The organism is Marinobacter halophilus (assembly GCF_003007685.1).
In the GTDB taxonomy this organism is placed as follows: Bacteria; Pseudomonadota; Gammaproteobacteria; order Pseudomonadales; family Oleiphilaceae; genus Marinobacter; species Marinobacter halophilus.
Genome location: NZ_PXNN01000006.1, coordinates 105514 through 126043, shown reverse-complemented (window position 1 = coordinate 126043; position 20530 = coordinate 105514). Strand labels below are relative to the sequence as shown.

Annotated in this window: 22 protein-coding genes; 15 read left to right on the top strand and 7 right to left on the bottom strand. The window is 56.9% G+C overall.

Annotation, left to right across the window (positions count from 1 at the left end):
• Nucleotides 1-66: 66 nt before the first annotated feature.
• Together C7H08_RS04685 and C7H08_RS04680 are read left to right on the top strand one after the other, a co-directional pair.
• Complete coding sequence (locus C7H08_RS04685; protein WP_106670607.1) at nt 67-969, top strand: ABC transporter permease; 903 nt, start codon at nt 67-69, stop codon at nt 967-969.
• Between the two features lie 9 nt (nt 970-978).
• Nucleotides 979-1773: an ABC transporter ATP-binding protein gene (locus C7H08_RS04680; protein WP_106670606.1), complete on the top strand. Its 795-nt coding sequence runs from the start codon at nt 979-981 to the stop codon at nt 1771-1773.
• Nucleotides 1774-1833: 60 nt separating this feature from the next.
• On the opposite strand, the gene C7H08_RS04675 is transcribed toward C7H08_RS04680, so the two are convergent.
• Nucleotides 1834-2640 carry a DUF6160 family protein gene (locus C7H08_RS04675; protein ID WP_165793931.1) on the bottom strand — a complete coding sequence of 269 codons (807 nt, stop codon included), beginning with the start codon at nt 2638-2640 and terminating at the stop codon, nt 1834-1836.
• A 574-nt stretch (nt 2641-3214) separates the two neighbouring features.
• Here C7H08_RS04675 and C7H08_RS04670 point away from each other — a divergent pair.
• The 5 genes from C7H08_RS04670 to C7H08_RS04650 all read left to right on the top strand — a co-directional run bounded on the left by C7H08_RS04670 (nt 3215) and on the right by C7H08_RS04650 (nt 7717).
• A complete protein-coding gene (locus tag C7H08_RS04670; RefSeq protein WP_106670605.1) occupies nt 3215-5353 on the top strand; it encodes an adenosylcobalamin-dependent ribonucleoside-diphosphate reductase in 2139 nt (712 codons plus the stop codon).
• Nucleotides 5354-5383: 30 nt separating this feature from the next.
• The gene (locus C7H08_RS04665) at nt 5384-6079 is read left to right on the top strand and encodes a TSCPD domain-containing protein (protein ID WP_106670604.1); all 696 of its coding nucleotides are present in this window, start codon (nt 5384-5386) and stop codon (nt 6077-6079) included.
• A gap of 525 nt (nt 6080-6604) precedes the next feature.
• A complete protein-coding gene (locus tag C7H08_RS18345; protein ID WP_227663367.1) occupies nt 6605-6775 on the top strand; it encodes a hypothetical protein in 171 nt (56 codons plus the stop codon).
• Nucleotides 6776-6830: 55 nt separating this feature from the next.
• Entirely contained in the window at nt 6831-7283 is a 453-nt protein-coding gene (locus C7H08_RS18530) for a GFA family protein (protein ID WP_227663388.1), read from the top strand.
• Nucleotides 7284-7357: 74 nt separating this feature from the next.
• Nucleotides 7358-7717 (top strand): VOC family protein, encoded by a 360-nt coding sequence (locus tag C7H08_RS04650; protein ID WP_106670602.1) that lies wholly within the window; start codon nt 7358-7360, stop codon nt 7715-7717.
• 383 nt (nt 7718-8100) lie between these two features.
• Here C7H08_RS04650 and C7H08_RS04645 read toward each other — a convergent pair whose 3' ends face one another.
• Both C7H08_RS04645 and C7H08_RS04640 read right to left on the bottom strand, forming a co-directional pair.
• Entirely contained in the window at nt 8101-10671 is a 2571-nt protein-coding gene (locus C7H08_RS04645) for an ABC transporter permease (RefSeq protein ID WP_106670601.1), read from the bottom strand.
• On the bottom strand, nt 10661-11314 hold the full coding sequence (locus tag C7H08_RS04640) for an ABC transporter ATP-binding protein (RefSeq protein WP_106670716.1): 654 nt from the start codon (nt 11312-11314) through the stop codon (nt 10661-10663). The genes C7H08_RS04645 and C7H08_RS04640 overlap by 11 nt, the downstream gene beginning before the upstream one ends.
• Nucleotides 11315-11527: 213 nt before the next feature.
• Here C7H08_RS04640 and C7H08_RS18215 point away from each other — a divergent pair, with 213 nt between their 5' ends.
• Both C7H08_RS18215 and C7H08_RS04635 read left to right on the top strand, forming a co-directional pair.
• Nucleotides 11528-11689, top strand: a complete 162-nt coding sequence (locus C7H08_RS18215) for a hypothetical protein (RefSeq protein WP_207768288.1) — start codon at nt 11528-11530, stop codon at nt 11687-11689.
• Nucleotides 11690-11995, top strand: coding sequence for an arginase family protein (locus C7H08_RS04635; RefSeq protein ID WP_106670600.1), 306 nt, complete (start codon nt 11690-11692; stop codon nt 11993-11995).
• Nucleotides 11996-12043: 48 nt separating this feature from the next.
• On the opposite strand, the gene C7H08_RS04630 is transcribed toward C7H08_RS04635, so the two are convergent.
• Complete coding sequence (locus tag C7H08_RS04630) at nt 12044-12256, bottom strand: CsbD family protein (protein ID WP_106670599.1); 213 nt, start codon at nt 12254-12256, stop codon at nt 12044-12046.
• A 239-nt stretch (nt 12257-12495) separates the two neighbouring features.
• Between C7H08_RS04630 and C7H08_RS04625 the strand changes: the two genes are divergently transcribed.
• The 3 genes from C7H08_RS04625 to C7H08_RS04615 all read left to right on the top strand — a co-directional run bounded on the left by C7H08_RS04625 (nt 12496) and on the right by C7H08_RS04615 (nt 14880).
• Nucleotides 12496-12762 (top strand): DksA/TraR family C4-type zinc finger protein, encoded by a 267-nt coding sequence (locus C7H08_RS04625; protein WP_106670598.1) that lies wholly within the window; start codon nt 12496-12498, stop codon nt 12760-12762.
• A 122-nt stretch (nt 12763-12884) separates the two neighbouring features.
• Nucleotides 12885-14084, top strand: a complete 1200-nt coding sequence (locus C7H08_RS04620; protein ID WP_106670597.1) for a cation:proton antiporter — start codon at nt 12885-12887, stop codon at nt 14082-14084.
• 88 nt (nt 14085-14172) lie between these two features.
• Nucleotides 14173-14880, top strand: a complete 708-nt coding sequence (locus C7H08_RS04615) for an SGNH/GDSL hydrolase family protein (RefSeq protein ID WP_106670596.1) — start codon at nt 14173-14175, stop codon at nt 14878-14880.
• Nucleotides 14881-14893: 13 nt separating this feature from the next.
• Here the strand turns inward: C7H08_RS04615 and C7H08_RS04610 are convergent, their stop codons facing one another.
• Nucleotides 14894-15055, bottom strand: a complete 162-nt coding sequence (locus C7H08_RS04610) for a CCGSCS motif protein (protein ID WP_165793930.1) — start codon at nt 15053-15055, stop codon at nt 14894-14896.
• A gap of 216 nt (nt 15056-15271) precedes the next feature.
• On the opposite strand from C7H08_RS04610, the gene C7H08_RS04605 reads away from it, so the two are divergent.
• The gene (locus C7H08_RS04605) at nt 15272-15826 is read left to right on the top strand and encodes a GNAT family N-acetyltransferase (protein WP_227663368.1); all 555 of its coding nucleotides are present in this window, start codon (nt 15272-15274) and stop codon (nt 15824-15826) included.
• A gap of 7 nt (nt 15827-15833) precedes the next feature.
• Nucleotides 15834-16340 (top strand): methylated-DNA--[protein]-cysteine S-methyltransferase, encoded by a 507-nt coding sequence (locus tag C7H08_RS04600; RefSeq protein WP_227663369.1) that lies wholly within the window; start codon nt 15834-15836, stop codon nt 16338-16340.
• Here C7H08_RS04600 and C7H08_RS04595 read toward each other — a convergent pair.
• Together C7H08_RS04595 and C7H08_RS04590 are read right to left on the bottom strand one after the other, a co-directional pair.
• Complete coding sequence (locus C7H08_RS04595) at nt 16303-17181, bottom strand: metal-dependent hydrolase (protein ID WP_106670593.1); 879 nt, start codon at nt 17179-17181, stop codon at nt 16303-16305. The genes C7H08_RS04600 and C7H08_RS04595 overlap by 38 nt on opposite strands.
• Nucleotides 17182-17287: 106 nt before the next feature.
• Entirely contained in the window at nt 17288-19357 is a 2070-nt protein-coding gene (locus C7H08_RS04590) for a dehydrogenase (protein WP_106670592.1), read from the bottom strand.
• Between the two features lie 153 nt (nt 19358-19510).
• Here C7H08_RS04590 and C7H08_RS04585 point away from each other — a divergent pair, with 153 nt between their 5' ends.
• Complete coding sequence (locus C7H08_RS04585) at nt 19511-20530, top strand: class I fructose-bisphosphate aldolase (RefSeq protein ID WP_106670591.1); 1020 nt, start codon at nt 19511-19513, stop codon at nt 20528-20530.

Here is a 20530-nt window from a genome sequence, read left to right as displayed (position 1 = left end):
CGCCTGACCAACACGGGCGGACCCCAAAAGGGCCCGCCCGTTTTCTTTCACGGTGAATAATTACCCATGCTCAGTGAAATTGCATTCTACGGTGCTCTTGAGACCGGCCTCATCTATGGCCTGGTTGCTTTTGGTATCTATCTGTCATTCCGCGTACTCGACTTTCCCGACCTGACGGTAGACGGCAGCTTCCCTCTGGGTGCTGCGGTCGCCGCGGTACTGATTCTGGAAGGCTGGAATCCGTGGGTGGCCACGGGTTTTGCCGCCTTGGCCGGCATGGCCGCGGGTGCGGTTACCGCCATCCTGAACGTCAAGCTCAACATCCTGAACCTGTTGGCATCCATCCTGACCATGATCGCGCTCTATTCGATCAACCTGCGCATCATGGGGCGTCCGAATATCGCCCTGCTAACCGAAGAAACAGTACTGACCCCCTGGTACTCGCTGGGCCTTGAGTTCCATCAGGTGCCAGTGTTGCTGTTCCTGATTGTGGTGGTGGTCGCCCTGATTCTGCTATGGCGATTCATGAAGTCAGAAACCGGCCTGGCGATGCGCGCCACCGGTGCCAATGCCCGCATGGCTCGAGCCCAGGGCATTGCCACCGGCGGCATGGTTATTCTGGGTGTAGCCCTCTCCAACGGCCTGGTCGGCCTGGCGGGTGCGCTGTTTGCCCAGAGCCAGGGGGCGGCAGACGTCACCATGGGTGTCGGCGTAATTGTCATCGGCCTGGCCTCGCTGATTGGCGGCGAAGCGGTGCTGACCCCGACCACCGTGGTGCGGGCTCTGATTGCCTGTGTCATCGGCGCCATCATGTACCGACTGGCCATCGCCTTTGCCCTTAATGCAGACGCGCTCGGCCTGCAGGCTCAGGATTTGAACCTGATTACTGCGGTTCTGGTGACCCTCGCCATCGTATTACCCGGCGTGCGCACCAACCTCACCAACCGCTTCACCCGCAAGAAAGCCTGAGGAGGCAGTATGATCAGCGCAACCGATCTGAGGCTCACCTTTGGCAAAGGCACGCCACTGGAAAACCCGGCCTTGCGGGGCATGAGCCTGACCGTCAACCAGGGTGAGTTCGTTACGGTTATCGGCAGCAACGGCGCCGGTAAATCGACATTCCTGAACGCCCTGGCCGGCGAAGTGCTGGTGGACAGTGGCAAAATCATTGTAGACAATCTCGATGTCACCCGCCTGCCCACCCACAAACGCTCCGCCCGGGTCGCCCGAGTGTTTCAGGATCCGCTGGCCGGCACCTGTGAAAACCTCTCCATCGAGGAAAATCTGGCACTGGCCATCAAGCGCGGCCAACGCCGGGGCCTGACCACCGCAGTCAAAAAGCAGTATCTGGACCAGTTTCGTGCCAGCCTGTCGTCTCTGAACCTGGGCCTGGAAAACCGCCTGGGTGACAAAATGGGCCTGCTTTCGGGTGGTCAACGCCAGGCTGTCAGCCTGCTGATGGCCAGCCTCACCCCATCCGCTATTCTATTGCTGGATGAGCACACCGCGGCGTTGGACCCGAAAACTGCCAGGTTTGTGCTGGAGCTGACCCAGAACATCATCAAAGAGCAAAAGCTCACCGCACTGATGGTCACCCACAGCATGAAGCAAGCACTGGAAGTGGGAAGCCGCACCGTGATGCTGCACCAAGGCCAGGTGGTCTTTGATATTGCCGGCAAGGAACGCGAAGGACTGGAAGTAAAAGACCTGCTGGAACTGTTTGAAAAACAACGCGGGCTGGAAGTGGACGACGACAGCCTGCTGCTTAGCTAAGCGGCGGCATCGTCGTAATAAAAACGGGGCCATCATGGCCCCGTTTTTATGGTGCAAGCATCAGTGCCCGTAGATCCGCAGCGAGGTATCGGTGATTGCCAGGTTATCCATGGCTACAGAGCCAATGGAGGTGCCGCCAATCAACACTCCGCCAATGCGCAAATCGGCCTCGAAAGACGCCATCTCGATGGCCAGCACATCGACACCCGCAGCATTTGCGCCCTTGAAGATCTCCAGATCGACGTTAGCAAACAAGCGCAACGGCTGAGGTGCAGACAGATCATAGTTGGCGCCAGTCAGCTGCAGATCACGAATGCCCATCGCCAGGAACGGAATGTCAAAATCCATATCATCAATGGCAATGTCGGTCAGGAAGCGAACCGTATCAGTTGCGGTATCCACACGGATGGTTCCGGAACCAATCAACATATCCACTTTAAAGTTATCAAGAATGGTGGTGTTGCCGCCAGTGCCGGTCAGATTCCAGGCACCCGTGCTCATCCGGAAATCAACTGCATTAAAACTGATTGGCAACAGATTGATGATGGCATCACCATCGCGGGCAATATCAATATTCACCCGAATATTGTCCAAGCGGTCATTGGCATCGCCATTCAGGTTGATGTTCATTTCAGAAAACATGTCTGTCCGGTTGGCTCCACCGATGAAGATGTCGTTGATCTCCAGCGAACCTTCATCGGTGTAGATGAAACGATCGATATTGAGCCTGGTTTCCAGCTCAATCGTCACACCCGCCTGGCCGGTGATGTTACCCATCGCGACTTCATCCAATGGCGTGAACGCCATCGCCGTCGGCGTCGCCCCGACGATGCACAGCACCAGCATATTAGGTTTCAGGCCTTTCATTATTCTTTTCCTTTTGTAGTCGTTATCACTTCCTGTGGGCCACTGCAGTTTGACGACACCACTTTCATACTCTATCGACACGTCGCAATCGGATACGTGCAAAGGTCACAAAAACGGGGACATATCTTCAATTCTCAACGTACAAATTTTAACCACAACATGTAGTAGCGCTCACTCCATTCGACCAAACGCTTGAGTGGTGCGGGCTGGCAGAGTTGCAAGCACTTCGTCATTGATTTTCTTTGCCTTCACAGCCTAACCAATAGTTGCTCTCTTCTTCACAGAACACTATATCCTGTTATACTTCTTCGCATAGCGCCTATATATAGGGTCATCAGAAAATAACAACAGACCGCGCACAGGCGCCCAGCAAGCCGGCCGCAGCCAGGCCAGCAACGATTTGAATGCGCAAGACCGGCTCCGGGCAGGCTGTACAAACAGTCAGACAAAACACCACATATAGTGTTTTGTGCTCAAAAAAGGCCGAGACTCAGAAAAGCACTAAAGAACGAACGGGGTATGGCGCTCAGCACGGCGCCATCAAAACGAGACATACTGAAAACCGAGGGTGGCAATGAACGCTAAGGCACAGGCAGTAATCGCAACGATTCCCATGCAGGAAGCGTCGCTCGATATCTGGACCAGCAAGTACCAGCTGAAGACCAAAACCGGCGAAGCCGTCGATAAGGACATCAACGCAACCTACGAACGCGTTGCCAAAGCCTTGTCTGAAGTCGAGAAAAAGACCGCCCGCGACAAGTATATGAAGGAATTCCTCTGGGCACTTAAGAACGGCGCCATTCCTGCCGGCCGGATCACCTCCAACGCCGGTGCAGAAGCCCACAAGCCTGCCACTTCGACGATTAACTGCACGGTCTCCGGCAGCATTCAGGATTCGATGAACGACATCCTGGAAAAAAACCACGAAGCCGGCCTTACCCTCAAAGCCGGTTGTGGTATTGGTTATGAGTTCTCCACTCTGCGCCCCCGCGGTGCCTACGTGGCCGGCGCTGGCGCCACCACCTCCGGCCCGCTGTCGTTCATGGATATCTTCGACCGCATGTGCTTCACCGTGTCGTCTGCCGGTGGTCGCCGTGGCGCCCAGATGGCCACCTTCGACGTGCACCACCCGGACGTAATCGAGTTCATCCAGGCCAAGCGTGAAGACGGCCGCCTGCGCCAGTTCAACCTGTCGCTGCTGATCACCGAAGACTTCATCGACGCCGTGCGCAACGACGGCGACTGGCATCTGTCGTTCCCGATGACCCGCAAAGAAGCGGAAGAGGAAGGCCTGGACCTAAGCGACACCACCCAGTTCCTGTACCGCGACTTCCCGGTTCAGGACGGCTACGTGGTCAACGAAGAAGGCAAAGTCGCCTGCCGCATCTACAAGACCATGAAAGCCCAGTTCATCTGGGACACCATCATGACCAGCAACTACGACTACGCTGAGCCGGGCTTCATTCTGATCGACAAGGTCAATCAGATGAACAATAACTGGTTCTGCGAAGACATCCGCGCCACCAACCCCTGTGGCGAGCAGCCCCTGCCCCCTTACGGCAGCTGCCTGCTGGGCTCGGTCAACCTGACCAACTTTGTCGACTACCCGTTCACCGACAAGGCCAGCTTCAACTACGAAAAATACCGCAAAGTTGTTGGCATCTTCACCCGTATGCTGGACAACGTAGTCGAAATCAACGGCCTGCCGCTGGCCGAACAGCGCCACGAAATCACCTACAAGCGCCGCCACGGCATGGGCATCCTGGGTCTGGGCTCAACCCTCGCCATGCTGCGCATGCCCTACGGCTCCAGTGAGTCGGTGGAGTTTACCGAAGAAGTCGTCCGTGAAATGGCCGTGGAAGGCTGGCGCCAGTCGCTGGTCCTGGCCGAAGAAAAAGGCGCAGCGCCGATCATGGAAGATGAGTTTGAAGTCACCCCCAAGATGCTGGCCAAGTGCCGGGACCTGGCCAAAGACGGCTACAAGGTCGGTGACAAGCTCAAAGGCAAGCTGCTGCACGCCAAGTACAGCCGCTACATGCAGCAGATCGGCCAGATTGATCCGGAATTGGTTGCGCAACTGGCGGAGAAAGGTGGTCGTTTTACCCACCACACCTCCATCGCTCCGACCGGCACCATCAGTCTGTCACTGGCCAACAACGCCAGTAACGGCATCGAGCCAAGCTTCTCGCACCATTACGCCCGCAACATCATCCGTGAAGGTCGTAAAACCAAAGAGAAAGTCGACGTATTCTCCTTCGAGTTGCTGGCCTACCGCCACCTGGTTAACCCCGGTGCCATGCCCTTCTCCGAAGAAGAAGACAAGAAGCTGCCGAGTTACTTCACCACGTCTGATGACGTAACCCCCACACAGCACGTCGACATCCAGGCCGCCGCGCAGAAATGGGTTGATTCCTCCATTTCCAAAACCGCCAACGTGCCGACCGACTTTGCCTACCAGGACTTCAAGGGCATCTACCTGTACGCCTACGACAAGGGCCTGAAAGGTTGCACCACCTTCCGCTTCAACCCGGAGGCCTTCCAGGGCGTACTGGTTAAAGAAAAAGACCTCGAAAACACTCTGTACGAGTTCACCCTGGACGATGGCAGCAAAGTGACTCTCAAGGGCAACGAACAGGTTGATTACGATGGCGAGATCCACACCGCCGCCAACCTGTTTGATGCGCTTAAAGAAGGCACTTACGGCAAATATTGATCCCGGGAACCGAAAGACAGGACCACGAACATGACAGTTAAAATTACCAACAAGATTGTCGGCTACCGAGTCAAGAAAGCCGAAACCGACGAGCAAAAAGCCGCTACGGCCAAAAGTCTGGAGCCAAAACCGATCCAGATGAACGAAACCATCGAGCGACCAGACTTCTTGTTGGGCACCACCTACAAGATCAAGCCGCCGATTGCCGAACATGCGATGTACATCACCATCAACGACATCCTGCTCAACGAAGACACGGACCACGAGAGCCGTCAGCCCTATGAAGTGTTCATCAACTCCAAGTCGATGGAACACTTCCAGTGGGTAATCGCCCTCACCCGCGTTATCTCTGCGGTATTCCGCAAAGGTGGCGACGTCACCTTCCTGGTGGAAGAGCTGCGCAGTGTGTACGACCCCAACGGTGGTTACTTCAAGAAAGGCGGCGTGTTTATGCCGTCGCTGGTGGCTGAGATCGGCGCCGTGATCGAGAAGCACCTGAAGGCCATTGGCCTGCTCGAAAGCGACGAAATGAGCGAAACCACCAAGCGCATCCTCGCCGAAAAGCGCGCCGAGTTTGAGGCCAGTCACAACACAGCCACCAACGACGAAAGCGCCAGCGACTACCCCGCCAACGCCACCATGTGCGGCAAGTGCAGCACCAAGGCGGTGATCGTGATGGACGGGTGTGCCACCTGCCTGTCTTGCGGCGATAGCAAGTGCGGTTGAAGTGATTGACCGCTGAGTGATGAAAAGGCCTGGTTGCGGAAGCTGCCGGGCCTTTTTGTTGGTTGGCAGATTTGTAGCGCGTTGTAATTGGCGAAAGTGCGACCGCGTTGATATTGCTAAGCGGGATCTGGCTTGCTTCTTTTTTTGACTTGTAGTTATATGATCTTACGGTGTTTTTGGAGCGCCGTTGGCCAGCGCGCTTTATTTTCGGTCCGTGATAATGAAGCGGTCAGATAACCGCAATAATAAAGACTGCTATCCAATACGCTGTTAATTGGTACAGACATGGAACCAGTCATCCAAGAAGAAACCACCGGTTGTGGTATTGCGGCAAGCGCTGCTCTCGCGGGAATCAGCTACGCAGAGGCCAAACGGAGAGCGAATAGTCTGGGTATTTACGCCTCAGATACAGCGCTCTGGTCAGAGACGGAGCACGTCCGGAAACTTCTCCGGGAACTCAGTATCTCAGTGTCCCCCAGAGAAACACCATTCGAGTCCTGGGAGCGCCTTCCAAACAAAGCCCTCATGGCTATCAAATGGCGTATGGAACAGGGCAAGCCATTCTGGCATTGGGTCGTGTTTGTCAGAGAAGGCAATGAGGCAAACGTGCTGGATTCCAAAAAGGCACTGAAATCAAACATCCGCCGGGATTTCGGGCGCATCAAGCCCAAGTGGTACATTGGAGTATCCAATTGACTAGTGCGGTCAAGGGGCGCACCGACGGAGCAACACAAGCGCCTAATACGCCGTGATGCAGGGAGGTAACCTTTTGAGCAAGGTAACAGGGAAATGTTTGTGCGAAACAGTAAGCTATGAAATTGAAGGGCAGCTTGGCCCAATTTTCAATTGTCATTGCTCCAAGTGTCGTCGGTGGCACGGTGCTGCTTTCCGCACTCGCGCTTCCATTCGGAGTGATCAGTTCCGATGGTTGTCGGGAGAGCAGAATGTCACAACGTACCCATCGTCCGAGAACGTCACCAAACACTTTTGCAGAACCTGCGGTTCGCCTTTGATCAGTACCTATAAAGACCGTCCGGATGTTATTGGCGTCCCGCTTGGTGGTCTGGAAGGTGACATTCAGGGTGAGCCCGAGGCGCATATTTTTATAGCTTCAAAGGCAAGCTGGCATCAAATCACAGACTCACTGCCACAGTTCGACAGCTGGCCAGGCAGTGAATCCAGAGTCAGAAATACAAATGCATAACCATGCCAGTCAGAGCGGCCCCTGGCGTCTCTTAGCATTGCCAGTTGCGGGCCTCATACATCAAGGAGGAAGTAATGAAAGAGACCGGGAAAATCAACTATATCGAGATACCCTCACGAGACCTTGAAGCAACCAAGAGGTTCTTCGCGGATGCTTTTGGGTGGTCGTTTGTCGACTACGGGCCGGGGTATGTGGCTATTGAGAACGCGGGGCTGGATGGCGGGTTCTTCAAGTCCGACCGTGTCGCCACGACGAGCAATGGCAGTGTATTGGTCGTGCTCTACAGCACCGACCTGGAAGCGAGTCTCGAGAGAGTTAAGCTGTCTGGTGGGGCGATTGTCCAGGCTATTTTCCCTTTTCCTGGCGGTCATCGTTTTCACTTCACTGACCCGAATGGCAATGAATACGCGGTCTGGTCCGATCAAAATGTATAACCTCCGTTGCGCATACCGGCCGCTCTCCCCTGTCATCTTTTTTGCACTCAGTGCGACACCGAACAGACCTGTCAAAACCAAAAGCCTAACTTAGATCCTGATGAGGCGAAGGAGCCGCCTGTACAGGACGTTACATCATGCGCCGCATGGATGAAGGCGCAACCAGAATTCATGATTCATAAGCAAAGGATATACACATGAACAGAATCGTTTATATCGTCGGCGCCGTGGTCATCATTCTGGTGATTCTTTCTTTTCTCGGCTTACGCTGAGCCGGAGTTGTTACCGGACCCTCATTAGAAGTAAGGCTATGGACCCACAAAGCCTTTTTTACGGCCTCGCTCCCGGCGCGGCCGTTTTTTTATGGAATACCGTGCCCTCTCTCAGCCATCCTGCAGCAACCGAGCCGGATTAAGCCGCAGGGCTAGCAATGTCGGCACCAGGCCCGCCAGCAGCGCCAGCGCACTGACGCAACCCGCTACCAGTGCACCCAGCCACCACAGGTCGCCGGCCGGCAATTTCAGGGCCATGGCCGCCACGGGCAATGCGATCAGCGCCCCGAGTGCCGTTGCGAAGACCGTCGCCAGCACCGTCAGCAAGCCGGTTTCCAGCAGCATGGACAGCCGAATGGCCTGATGCCGGGCGCCCAGACAGTGCAGCAGGTTGGCTTCATACAATTGTCGACGGCGGCTTACACTGACCACGCTGGACAGTACCAGCAGGCTCGCCATCAGGCTGACACTGGCCACCGCAGCCAGCCCGGCCGCGGCCTTGCCGAGCAGCGCACCGGCGGTCTCGAGCCAGTCGGCGGTGCGCAGCGTGATCACGTTCGGAAGGTTTCTGGCCAGCCATTGCTGTGACGCTTTGGCAGCAGCATCGCTCTGGTAGACCGCGCCGACGTACAGGCTGATCCGTCCGTCCAGCGCACCGTCCTGAACAATACCCTCAAACCAGAACCGGGTCTGCAGGCCTTTCTGCCGATAAATGGCCTTGATTTCGACGGTGATGGGCTGGTCCTGGGCGGTAAATTCGATCTGGTCGCCGACACTCAAGCCAAGCTGATAGGCCTCGCGATCTTCCATGGCCATGAAGGCGGGCTTGCCGTCGGGCGCAGGTTGTGTCCACCAGTTGCCTTCGACCAGCTCCAGGCCTTCCGGGTTGCCCGACAGGTAGGTGAGTTTGTACTCATCCCCCATGGCCTCGCGCCTGGCTTGTGGATCGTCCGCCAGTAATTGTGCGATCGGCTGCTGATTGATGGTAGCCAGGCGGGCTCGCACCAGCGGCAGCAGCTCTGCCCTGCTCGATGGATCCAGCGATTCAAGTCCAGATTCAAGGGTTTCCATTTGATCCGGGAACACTTCGTACAGAATCAGCGCTGGGGATTGCGCCGGGATGGTGGTTTCCAGTGCGCGCAGGAGCGTGGCGACGATCAGGGTGCAGGCCACGACCAAAGTGAGCGCTGTGCCCAGTGAAAGCAGTGTCACCCGCAACGGCGAATCGGGCCGGTGCAGGTTGGCCAGCGCCAGTCTGCGGGCGAAATTACGGTCGGCGAAATCAGTATTTTCAAGAGCTTTGGCGCCCCGGCGCAGGCCCTTGATCAGACTTTCCAGCAACCCCCACAGCACGATCACCGCCAGCAGGAACAGGAATCCCAGTTGCGGGGATGGCAACCAGAACAGCGTGGCGCCAATGTAGACCGCCAACAGTAGATTGCTGGCAATCCGCCAGCTGCGGGGCTCGTGAGGCGCAGCCTGCACCTGGCCCCGGAACAATCCGGCCGGTGGGGCCGCCAGTGCTCTGGCCATTGCCGGTAGTGCAAACACGTAGGCCGTCAGCACTGCAAATAGCCAGCTCAGTAGCAGGGGCACAAGCCATAGGTCCAGCCCGTGTTCGCCTGCCCCGCCCGGCCCGGCCATTGCAAAGGTATCGCCAGCCAGGCTGATCGCCACGGCGGACAGTCCCAGCCCGATGCTGCCACCGATCAGGCCCGCCAGGCTGCCCAGTATGCCGATCTGTAACAGATAGATTGCCACCAAGGGTTTGCGGCGCAGGCCCAGGGTCTGCAACGTGGCAATGGTGCCCAGTTTCTCGTCCAGGTAGGCGTGGATGCTGTTGGCCACGCCCAGGCCGCCAATGAACAGCGTGGTAAACGCGATCAGGATCAGCGCTGTGGCAATCTGGTCCAGCCGCTCGGCTATTCTCTCGCTGCGCTCGGCAAAGGTGGTGATGTCCCAGTTTGTATCAGGGAACGCCTGTTCGAACTTCTCCAGCCAGATGGTCAGATCCTGATCGGTCTGCACCCGGTATTCATAGTCGACACGGCTGCCCGGGCGGATCAGTTCTGTGGCCGCCACCGCCTGCTCGGAAATCATGATTGGCAGCCCGCGCCAGTTGGCATTCAGGTTGCGGTCTGGTTGCGCCTCAATCAGGCCGCTGATACGGAAGGTCGCAGCGCCGATCTCAATCTCATCGCCAATGGACTGGCCCATACGTTCAGCCAGCAAGGGGTCGATGATCGCGCCCCAGAGACCATCCTTGCGCGCATTGAGCTCTTCACGGGGTTGAGCCGGAGTCAGTTGCAGCTGACCGTAAAGAGGATAGGCCGCGTCGGGAATCAGTATCTTGGCTCTGAAGAAGCCTCCACCGTCATTACCACTGACAATGGTTTCGAAATCCCGAACCAGGGAAAAGCTACCGGTATCGCCGATCCAATCCAGCATCTCATCGGGTAATGGCTCGTTGCCATCAAGCTCGACGTCTCCACCCAGCAGCGCGCGGGTGTCCGCCAGCAGACTCTGCTCGATAACGCGGTAAAGGCTGGCGGTCGCCGCCACCAGGGTGACACCAAGGATCAAGCAGGCGAGAAACACTTTCAGCGCCGAGATGCGCGAACGCAAATCAGTGATCGCGAATGTCAGCAACCATAAGGGCGGGGTGGCGGACTCAGATCTCATAAAGGCGCCCGCCTTCCATCCGCACCCGATGCTGACAACGCTCGGCAACCCGCTCGTCGTGGGTCACCAGTACCAACGTGGACTTGCTTTGTTTGTGGAGGTCGAACAGCAGCGAAAGTACTTTTTCGCCGGTTTTCTGGTCCAGGTTGCCGGTGGGCTCATCGCCCAGCAGCAGGCTGGGCTGGTGCACCAGGGCCCGGGCAATGGCGACCCGTTGTTGCTCACCACCAGACAGCTGCCCCGGGTAGTGCTGCAGCCGGTGGCTCAGGCCTACGGCGTTCAGCATGGCCATGGCTTGCTCACGGGCCCTCGGCTGCCCGGAAATTTCCAGCGGCAGGCTGACGTTACCAAGCGCGGTCAGGCCCGGTAGCAAATGAAAGGACTGGAAAACGATGCCAAGGTGCTCACTGCGCCAATCTGCCAGCGCATCGGAGTCCATATCGCCCAGGCGCTGGCTGCCCACCAGGATCTCACCCCCGTCTGGCCTTTGCAGGCCAGACAGCAGCAAAAGCAAAGAGGTTTTGCCGCTACCAGAGGGACCGGTAATGGCCAGTGTGTCACCGGGCGGGACCGAGAGGAAGGCGTTGTTGAGCACCGCAACAGGACCAGACTCGGTGGGGTAGCTCAGGTAAATATCGCTCATCTGGACACTGGTGGACACAAAAACACCTTTCTTAGTGGGTGAAACAACGTTGCTTGCACCGCCGTTATCAATTCCTTTGGCAGCCGTGCACAAATTGGAGTGCACATCCGGGTACGTGCAGTTTTACAGACTGGCGCATTGTGAGTAACTTGCAATCCCTGATGCAACAAAACCCGTACATCTCTGCAAAGCTTATCGTAACTGGAAACTGGCATGCCCATTCCCGTGGTTGATCATCCGGATTACAGTTTTCCGTTTCCGGAAAAGCATCTTTTTCCCATGGAAAAGTTCGGGCTGCTTGCGGATTACATGCGCACAAAAGGGCTGCTTACGTCTGGCAATAGCTACCGTCCCGGTCCGTGCCGGCAGGCGTAGCTGACCCTCATTCACTGCGAGCGCAACTTTCCGCGTCAGAAAAAGATCAGCGATCTGGATGTGGCCCTGCCAAATGGCATGGGTGACGAGGACTATCTGCACGTGGTCAGTAACACATTGCAAAAGGTGTTGGCGATGTCGAGACCAGACATAGTCCTTTATGACGCAGGGGTAGATGTGTTTCAGGGTGCCCCTTTAGGCAAAATGAGCGTCTCGGAGCCTGGCATCCGGGAGCGGGACTATCGGGTGCTGAGTGAACTGAAACGTTTGGGCATTCCGGTCGCTACCGTGATTGGTGGCGGCTAGGATGACGATCGGGGCAAATTGGCAAGGCGCCTATCTGGATTCAAGCAATCAATGCAGCATTGGCGGTATGGATATCCGCTGTAACCCGCGCCCGAAAGCCCGGAAACTGTCCTGATCTTCGGTAGTGGTTTTTATCCTCGTGAATGCCTGCTGAATTTCACCCTCTAACTGGTCTCGTTTGGCTGCAATCACATCAAGCCGGTCATTGGACACCCTGGCCCGGGACTTTTGCCGTCTTTTTTCAATGGTATCCTTGTTCATCAGTCTCTCCTCTGGCCCTGGCGTCATCAGGTTGAATCGTAGGACGGATTTTTAAAACAGCAGAGTTCGGAGCCGTCAAGGAATGAGAATGTCTATGAATCGAACGCGCGTCTGTGCGTTTACCGACGTAAAAATTCCTTCGTAATTCAACTCCACAAGAAAACCGGCAAGCCCATTAGCCAGCCAGAGTGTGACTGGCTAAACTGAACCCATCGCTCAATCAAATATCGGAGAACGCTATGGCTGGAGGCTGGTCACGGGATGGCGCCGTTCAGGATCAAATTGACGCGAGCGTTGAAGATGCAGTGAAACGCGCACGGAGCCAATTGGCGGTCGGTGAGAGCGCCGCGAGGTGTGAAGAATGTGACTGTGCTATTCCAGAGGCGCGTCGCAAAGCGATCCCTGGCGTTCGGCTTTGCATTGCGTGTCAATCCGCTCTCGAAAAGCAGGAAACGCAGATCGGCGGTATTAATCGCCGGGGCAGCAAAGACAGTCAACTCCGCTAATCCGGAGCAATGTGCAGAAATCCAACGAAATCCCCATGCACCTCCCCTTTTGGGGTTAACGGCATCCGGCTGAACCAACTCAACAGGAAACTGAACAGTTTGTAAAATGGTGAAAATTTCACATGCTTGAATATCTTCCCCACTGGCTGCCCGCAGAGGCCTCCCAGGCCACTATCAACATCATTCTGCTGGGCGCCATTCTGTCTGTCAGTATTTTTGCTGACGCCCTTGCTCACCGCACGAGGATTCCGCGAATATCGATATTAATGCTGGTGGGCATTGGTATTGCCTTCGTTCATCAGGTGTGGATAGGTGCGCAACATAGCGACGTGCTCGGTGGTCTAAGCGAGCCCATGATCCAACTGGCACTGGTGATGGTGGCATTTCTGCTGGGCAGTGAGTTGGAGTTGCGACGGCTGCGTAATACCGGTCCATTGATTCTGGTTATTTCCCTGTTCGTGATCATCGGGGGTGGCACCATGGTTGGTGCCGGTTTGCTGATGCTGGGGTTTCCGCTTGTGGTTGCAGTATCTCTGGCAGCCATTTCGGTAGCAACGGACCCCGCCGCTGTAAGCGAATCGGTTCGCGAGAAGGGAAGTGCTGGATTGGCACCCAGGATTTTGCTGGGCATTGTGGCCATTGATGATGCCTGGGGCATTATCATTTTCGGGCTGAGCATGTCAGTTCTTGGCTGGGTGATTGGCGGCGATGGCCAACTGGCTTTGCTGCATGCCCTGTGGGAGTTGGGCGGTGCGATAGTATTAGGGGTAGCCGTCGGCCTGCCAGCCGCTTGGCTGACGGGTCGCCTTAAGTCCGGAGAGCCCACTCAGGTGGAAGCAATAGCGATAATATTGTTACTCGCCGGGCTTTCCTCGTTGCTGGGCGTGTCTGCCCTGCTGGCGTCGATGATTGCCGGGGGCCTGGTGGCCAATCTGGCCTATCATCATACCCGGTCATTCAGGGAGATCGAGCATGTTGAGTGGCCATTTCTGGTGTTCTTCTTTGTACTTTCTGGCGCAAGCATTGATCTGTACAAGGTAGATGATGCAATACTGCTGACTCTGGCCTATGTTTTCCTGCGCCTGATCGGCCGGGTGTTGGGCGGCTATCTTGCAGTGATATTCAGTAGGGCAAAGCACGAGGCGTTGCCGCGCAATATCGGTCTGGCGCTGACACCCCAGGCAGGTGTGGCCATTGGTATGGCACTGCTTGCGGCGGAGCGGTTTCCGGAATTTAGCGACTCCATTCTTCCGGTGGTGGTGGCCTCGACCATTATTTTTGAGTTGCTCGGGCCGGTACTTGTAAAGCGGGTGCTGCGTTAACCCGCACCGGCGGCATCAATCGCCGGAGCAGCGAAATCGGTCAACTCCGGTAATCCAGAGCAATGCACAGAAAACCAACGAGATACCCATGCACCTCCCTTTCTGGTTAACCACCGCCCTGCTCTCCCCGGTACTCCTCTATCAAGGAAAACGCACCCGTAAGAATACGCCGCGGCTACCGGAAGCCGGAGGTGCTATTTCTGGACAACACGGTGACGGATGCCCCCATCTGCGGCTGCTGGTCATCGGCGAATCCACGGCGGCCGGCGTGGGGGTATCCAATCACGAGCAGGGCCTTGCGAGCCAGCTGGCGCTGGGATTGCATGAGCGTCGCGGCAAGACCATTTCCTGGCACACCTTTGGGGTTAACGGCATCCGGCTGGGCCAACTCAACAGGAAACTGGCCAGCGTGGAACTGCCACAGGCAGATGTAGTCCTTCTGAGCATGGGGGTAAACGACACCACTGGCTTAACACCCAGGTACCGGTTCCGGCGGCAACTGCTGGCGCTTCGTACTGGGCTCGCTCAACGTTATCCGGAATCACTCTGCCTGCTGAGCGTACCACCCATGCACCTGTTCACGGCACTGCCCGCCCCGCTTCGCCAAATCATCGGATGGCGCGCCCGACAACTTAATCGGGTTTATGAGCAATTGGCCAGGCATGCACCCGGCGATTTTCAATACCTGAGTTACCCGGCACTCACCGACACGTCGCTGCTTGCCAGCGACGGCTATCATCCGGGAGAGAGTGGTTATCGAGCCATAGCCGAAGCTCTGGCCGAAAGCATCAGGTAAATGTTTCGCCTGATTATGAACAGGAACCGCAGCAGAAGTCCTTACCGTGTTTGCCCTTGCTCTGAGCCTCATCCTGGCTCGCCTCGGCAGTTTCATGCACTTCGACCGCTGGCGCCGCTGAGGATTCGGTTTCTGAGTCTTCTTTCTTAACCATGTTCAGGAATGACAGTTTCATTGGAGTTTCCCTATTGCAGCATTTAAGATACATTTCGCATGAAGGTTATAACGTAGCACCAATTTGGTCAAGCCTCACCGTGACCAGCCATGAGCAGAAATACAAGGCGAAAGCCTATATCCGAAACTTTGATGACCGGGTCGGCTACGTAGTTGGCACACAGACTGAAAGCCTGTTTGCCAGCGTGTAATGCTGGATTTTCCTGCTGGTGTCGGTATGCTGCAGGAAGTAACTGGCGTACTGGTTATCAACCAGCTTTCCAACACAGGCGCAGACAGAATCATCATGACCACAGCTTCTTCTATCACTATCCGCAAGTACCGGATTCAGGATCTGAGCCCGGTTGTCCGTTTGTTTACCGATTCCGTGCATGAGCTAACAGCCGCCGCCTATGATGAAACCCAGCGCTATGCCTGGGCGTCGCGCACGCCCAATCTCGACACCTGGCAACAGCGGCTGGAAGGAATGGAAACTCTGGTGGCGGAGGACGGCTCCGCTCTGGCCGGTTTCATTTCCTATGAGCCGGACGGCAATATCGATCTGGTTTACACTGCGCCCAACTACGCTCGCCAGGGCATTGCGTCTACCCTGTATCTGGAGGCCGAAGAACAACTGAAAGCCAAAGATTTGAAAGAGCTTCGTACCGAGTCTAGCGTGGTGGCAAGGCCGTTTTTTGAGCGGCATGGGTTCGAAGTGGTGGATGAGCAGCGGGTTACCGTTCGCGGAGCACACTTCTTGCGCTACAACATGCGCAAGTCGTTGCTAGCCTAATCCGGTGATGCGTTATGGCATTACTGGGTGTTCCCTGGGCCAGCTGATTGTCGGCTGGTCCGGAAACGGCCTCTGTGCAATTGAATTGGGCGATAGCGAAGAGCAATTGCTCGCCCTGCTCCACGCCCATTTCCCCCATCAAACCTTTGAACCGGCCGATTCAGAAGATTCCGGAATGCTTGCCCGGGTAGCACGTTTTATCGATGAGCCGGCCGGCACTCTCGAGCACCCTCTGGCGCCAGAGGGCACCACCTTTCAGCGTGATGTATGGCAGGCTCTGCAATCAATTCCCCCCGGAAGAACCGTGAGCTATTCAGACGTTGCACGCATGATTGGCAAGCCCAAAGCCGTGCGCGCGGTGGCCAGTGCCTGCGGGGCCAACCGGCTGGCGGTGGTCATCCCCTGCCACCGGGTTGTGCGGGCAGACGGCGGCTTAGGCGGCTTTCACTGGGGCCTGGAACGTAAAAAGGCCTTGCTCAACCGCGAAGCGACGCTGGCAGCCAACGGGTCTTAGCTTTTTCGACCAGATTCCGGGCATCGTTATTCCAGGGGTGAAAGTTCGGGCTGTAGTACTTCAGGTAAGACGGAATCAGTTTACGGAACACCCCGGGCTTGCCCCACATGTAGTTCAGCGCGCCAGCCCAGGATTTTAGGTTACCCAGCTGGCCGTCTGCCTTCATCAGTTGCGCCAGATGAACAGCGGTGAACAAAGGGAACATCACACTCACAACCATCATTTCGGTTATCCGGATGAACTCGCTGCCGCCAACGCTCTTGTACACGTCGAAGGCGACCGCTTTGTGTTCGGATTCTTCTATGGCGTGCCAGGCCCAGACCGGAGCGATGCGTGGGTCCATCTCGTCCAGCGCGTCAAATTTCAGCAGGAATTCTTCGGCCATCAGCGCAGTGAAATGTTCCACCGCCACGGTGTGGGCCAGCTGACGCTCCGGGGTGAAGCGTGTGCGCATCCAGTCCATAAACCACTGCACTTCCCGCTCCAGGCGCCCCAGACCAACACCGCGCTCTTCCAGAAAACCGTTCATCAGCTTGTGCTCTTTGGAGTGATGAGCCTCCTGGCCGATAAACGCGCGAATGGCCTTGTTCAGTTCCGGGTCAGTGATCTGGTCCTGATAATGCCGGACCGAATCGATAAAGAACTTTTCACCGGGCGGGAAGCTGGACGACAACGCCGCCAGCAACAGGGTTTTGACAGGATCGTTGTCCCACCAATACCGGGGCAGGTCCTCCGGAAACTTGAAATCCGGGTTTCGCACCACGGGTATCACCCCCGGTGGTGTGGTGCTCCGATACTTTGCCGGCTTGGTCTTTTTGATCTCTGAGGCTGGCGCATTCATGTTCACTCTCCCTGGAGCCCGACGGATTTACACCTTCCAGCGTACGGGCCCCGAGTGCAGGGCGGTTAGTTGTTAACAGGCCAAACCGCCGCGCCAAGATGTCTTATCAGGCCAAACCCTTGTCGGCAGGCGCCTCAGCTTTGGCGGCCAATACCCGCACCCGCTCGAAGTCTTCTTCGGTGAACACACCATTGACGCCGGATACCGCCGCCAGTTTCATTCCGTGCTTCAGGCCCAGTTTGTAGATCTCCCTGACCTTTTCCCACTCGATATTGCGGCCCAGCGTAAAGTTCTCGAAGCGGGCTTCCAGCGCCAGCACGATGGTTTCTGCCAGGCAGGCGTAAGCAATGCCCTTGGGCAGGCCGATGTCTTTCATTTTTACCTGGCCGGGCAGCTGGATTTCACCGGATTCAATCACCAGTACGTCCGGGCGTTTGGCGACGTCTTCCGCGGGAATATCCAGCGGCCGGGCTACGTCGGTGATCACGCAGCCGGGTTTGACCTTCATGATGTCCAGAATGCGCTTGCCAGCGCCGGAGGTGGCGGTGACGACCATGTCCATTTCTGACAAATCCCGGTCGGTGGTGGCGGCCACGTGCACGATTGCTCCGGGCGTTTCCAGCTCGATACTTTCTTTCAGCGACAGCAGCTTGGCGGCCTCCGGCGCGACCATGTAAATTTCATCGACCGCTTTGGCCAGTAACCGGGCGCACACCGAGCCGATGGCGCCGGTGGCGCCGACGATCATGGCCTTGCCAGCCATCTTTCCGCTTTTACCAATACTCACCCGGCCAATCTCCCGGGCGGCGTCGTGCGCGGCCCAGAGTGCGCCCGAGGCGCTGTAGCTGTTGCCGGTGGTAATTGGCAGTGGAGCCCGTTTGGCCACGGTAATGCCGGCGTCGCCCACCACCTTGGTGAAAGCGCCCAGGCCCATGATCTGGGCGCCCATTTTCTTGGCCAGTTTCGCCGCCGCCAGCAGTCGGCTGTAGGTGAATTCAGGATCGTGCGCCATGATTTCTTTCGGAGTGCCACCGACCGTGATCAGCCAGCCTTCGACCTCGTCACCGCTGGGCGACTTGATGCCGCTGACCTTGGAGTAAACAAAGGGCGGCGTGTAGGCGATCGCTTTTTCGATCAGATTCATCACCACCGGGGGTGAGACATTGGCCACCCAGTCCAGCGGCGGCGTTTTGGTCAGGTATTGCTGTGACAACGGGTGAATCACAAAGGCAAAGCGATTTATCCGGCGGTAGCCGTTGGGGTACAGAATGCGCGGTTCGACGCCCAGCTGCTCGATAACGTCCAGAAAATCATCGGCACCCAGCTGTTCTGGCGTGCGCGACAGCGCAGCACTGATCATCGCCTCCATCACGTTCACGCCTACCGGCCGTCCTTCCAGCCAGGGGCTGTAGTCCACCACCATAGCCACGCGGCGGGAGCGAAACCAGTCCAGGGCCGACTCGGTGACCCGAGAGGTAATGACGGTTTTGCCGTCCAGCTCTTTTTCGGAAAACACTTCCAGGTCACCTATGGAACCGACGATAACGTGGCAGTCTTTGACCGACTCATGCAGGGAGCCGCTGATCATTTTCTCGCCCATCCGGTACAAGGGCGTGCGGTGCAGTCTTTCGATCACCTTGACCGCTCTTGGGCTGAACATCACCGGTGCGGTAAGTCTGGTGTAGGCTTCCAGTTGGTTGATGGAGGTCAGCAGGCGCGGCACACCAAAATCCAGGTAGGGGTCGGCAAAGAACAGGTTGTCGGTGTGCTCAGAGAGCGCCTTGGCGATACGAAAACCCGCCTGACCGTTCAGGAACATCACCCGGGCGTTATCGAAAAAATGGCCCAGCTCGGTTTGGGTGTGGCGCACCGCCCATTCCTGCAGAATGCCCCGCAGGCCGGCACCGGTGGTGACGGGCTTGTCAGGCACGCAGCCTTGCAGGCGAGCGGTGTCCGGATGCTCAAGCTGCTCCCGCCCTACCTGGTAATGGTCGTGGATCATGCTCAGACCGATGGCATCGGCCTGCTCTCGGATGGAGTCCAGAATGGCTTCGGCACGATCGAGGTTGTCATCGGTCCCTACCCGGACGACACGGAATGATTGACCGAGAAACTCGGTTTCCAGCTCGTAGTCGTATTCGGACGATCCCTGGCTGACACTGACAACAGTTTTCATGGCTGGCTCCCTTTTTATTTTGTTATGCGTCAAGTTTAGAAGTCGCAGACTGATCCTGCCTTAGCCCAGATCAAATAACGACGATGGATTTACCGTCTAAACTGTTTTCAGCAACCAAAGAACGGCCAACCCAACCCGACCCAAGGAGGCATCATGAGCATTCAGGAAGAGCTGACGGCAACCATCGCAGACCTGGTACAACCGGACAAAGGCATACTTGCCGCCGACGAAAGCGCCCCCACCATTGCCAAACGCTTCAAAGCGGTGGGTGTGGAATCAACCGAAGGCACCCGCCGTGAGTACCGTAGCCTGATTTTTTCAACGCCGGATCTGGGTGACCACATCAGCGGCGTGATTCTGTATGAAGAAACCCTGGAACAGTTAAGCCTGGATGACATTGCCATCCCCAAACTGCTGGCGCGCCAAGGCATTGTGCCGGGCATCAAGGTAGACGCCGGCAAAGGGCCGCTGGTGAACTCGCCGGGCGATGAGATCACCTACGGACTGGATGGCCTCGAGTCGCGGCTGGAGCACTACAAGTCACTGGGAGCTCGATTTGCCAAGTGGCGGGACGTGTTCCACATTTCTGACACCCTGCCCTCGTTTCAAGCGATCAAATCCAACGCCGAGGTGCTGGCCCGCTACGCGGCGGTCTGTCAGGCCATGGGCATTGTGCCGATTGTTGAGCCGGAGGTGCTGATTGACGGCAATCACAGCCTCGAGCGCGCGGCGGAGGTCAGTGAAGACGTGCTGCTTGAGGTGTTCAAGGCGCTGCACCGTCACCGGGTGAATCTGGAGTTGATGATACTGAAACCCAGCATGGTGACACCGGGCAAAGACGCCGGTAAAGCCACGCCAGAACAGGTTGCGGAAGCCACCCTGAGCGTGTTCCGCCGCGTGGTGCCGGCGGCGGTGCCAGGCATTGTCTTTTTGTCGGGCGGTCAAACGCCGGAAGAATCCACAGAAAACCTGAACGCCCTGAACAACATGGGCTATCACCCCTGGGAGCTGAGTTTCTCCTATGGCCGGGCACTTCAGGAGCCCGCGCAAAAGGCCTGGGCAGGCAAGCTGGCCAATGCACAAAGCACGCAGGCGGCCCTTAAAAAACGGGCCAGACTCAATGGCCTGGCCCGCTCTGGCCGTTATTCATCAGAGATGGAAAACGACAACTGA

What these genes read in the sequence shown, in the direction of transcription:
- C7H08_RS04645 (WP_106670601.1), bottom strand. Translation starts at nt 10,671, where the DNA reads ATGAGATCTGAGTCCGCCACCCCGCCCTTATGGTTGCTGACATTCGCG.
- C7H08_RS04590 (WP_106670592.1), bottom strand. Translation starts at nt 19,357, where the DNA reads ATGAAAACTGTTGTCAGTGTCAGCCAGGGATCGTCCGAATACGACTAC.
- C7H08_RS04610 (WP_165793930.1), bottom strand. Translation starts at nt 15,055, where the DNA reads ATGAAACTGTCATTCCTGAACATGGTTAAGAAAGAAGACTCAGAAACC.
- C7H08_RS04615 (WP_106670596.1), top strand. Translation starts at nt 14,173, where the DNA reads ATGCACCTCCCTTTCTGGTTAACCACCGCCCTGCTCTCCCCGGTACTC.
- C7H08_RS04640 (WP_106670716.1), bottom strand. Translation starts at nt 11,314, where the DNA reads ATGAGCGATATTTACCTGAGCTACCCCACCGAGTCTGGTCCTGTTGCG.
- C7H08_RS04595 (WP_106670593.1), bottom strand. Translation starts at nt 17,181, where the DNA reads ATGAATGCGCCAGCCTCAGAGATCAAAAAGACCAAGCCGGCAAAGTAT.
- C7H08_RS04685 (WP_106670607.1), top strand. Translation starts at nt 67, where the DNA reads ATGCTCAGTGAAATTGCATTCTACGGTGCTCTTGAGACCGGCCTCATC.
- C7H08_RS04670 (WP_106670605.1), top strand. Translation starts at nt 3,215, where the DNA reads ATGAACGCTAAGGCACAGGCAGTAATCGCAACGATTCCCATGCAGGAA.
- C7H08_RS18345 (WP_227663367.1), top strand. Translation starts at nt 6,605, where the DNA reads ATGGCTATCAAATGGCGTATGGAACAGGGCAAGCCATTCTGGCATTGG.
- C7H08_RS18530 (WP_227663388.1), top strand. Translation starts at nt 6,831, where the DNA reads ATGCAGGGAGGTAACCTTTTGAGCAAGGTAACAGGGAAATGTTTGTGC.
- C7H08_RS04600 (WP_227663369.1), top strand. Translation starts at nt 15,834, where the DNA reads ATGCGTTATGGCATTACTGGGTGTTCCCTGGGCCAGCTGATTGTCGGC.
- C7H08_RS04585 (WP_106670591.1), top strand. Translation starts at nt 19,511, where the DNA reads ATGAGCATTCAGGAAGAGCTGACGGCAACCATCGCAGACCTGGTACAA.
- C7H08_RS04665 (WP_106670604.1), top strand. Translation starts at nt 5,384, where the DNA reads ATGACAGTTAAAATTACCAACAAGATTGTCGGCTACCGAGTCAAGAAA.
- C7H08_RS04625 (WP_106670598.1), top strand. Translation starts at nt 12,496, where the DNA reads ATGGCTGGAGGCTGGTCACGGGATGGCGCCGTTCAGGATCAAATTGAC.
- C7H08_RS04675 (WP_165793931.1), bottom strand. Translation starts at nt 2,640, where the DNA reads ATGAAAGGCCTGAAACCTAATATGCTGGTGCTGTGCATCGTCGGGGCG.
- C7H08_RS04650 (WP_106670602.1), top strand. Translation starts at nt 7,358, where the DNA reads ATGAAAGAGACCGGGAAAATCAACTATATCGAGATACCCTCACGAGAC.
- C7H08_RS04680 (WP_106670606.1), top strand. Translation starts at nt 979, where the DNA reads ATGATCAGCGCAACCGATCTGAGGCTCACCTTTGGCAAAGGCACGCCA.
- C7H08_RS04630 (WP_106670599.1), bottom strand. Translation starts at nt 12,256, where the DNA reads ATGAACAAGGATACCATTGAAAAAAGACGGCAAAAGTCCCGGGCCAGG.
- C7H08_RS18215 (WP_207768288.1), top strand. Translation starts at nt 11,528, where the DNA reads ATGCCCATTCCCGTGGTTGATCATCCGGATTACAGTTTTCCGTTTCCG.
- C7H08_RS04620 (WP_106670597.1), top strand. Translation starts at nt 12,885, where the DNA reads ATGCTTGAATATCTTCCCCACTGGCTGCCCGCAGAGGCCTCCCAGGCC.
- C7H08_RS04605 (WP_227663368.1), top strand. Translation starts at nt 15,272, where the DNA reads ATGCTGCAGGAAGTAACTGGCGTACTGGTTATCAACCAGCTTTCCAAC.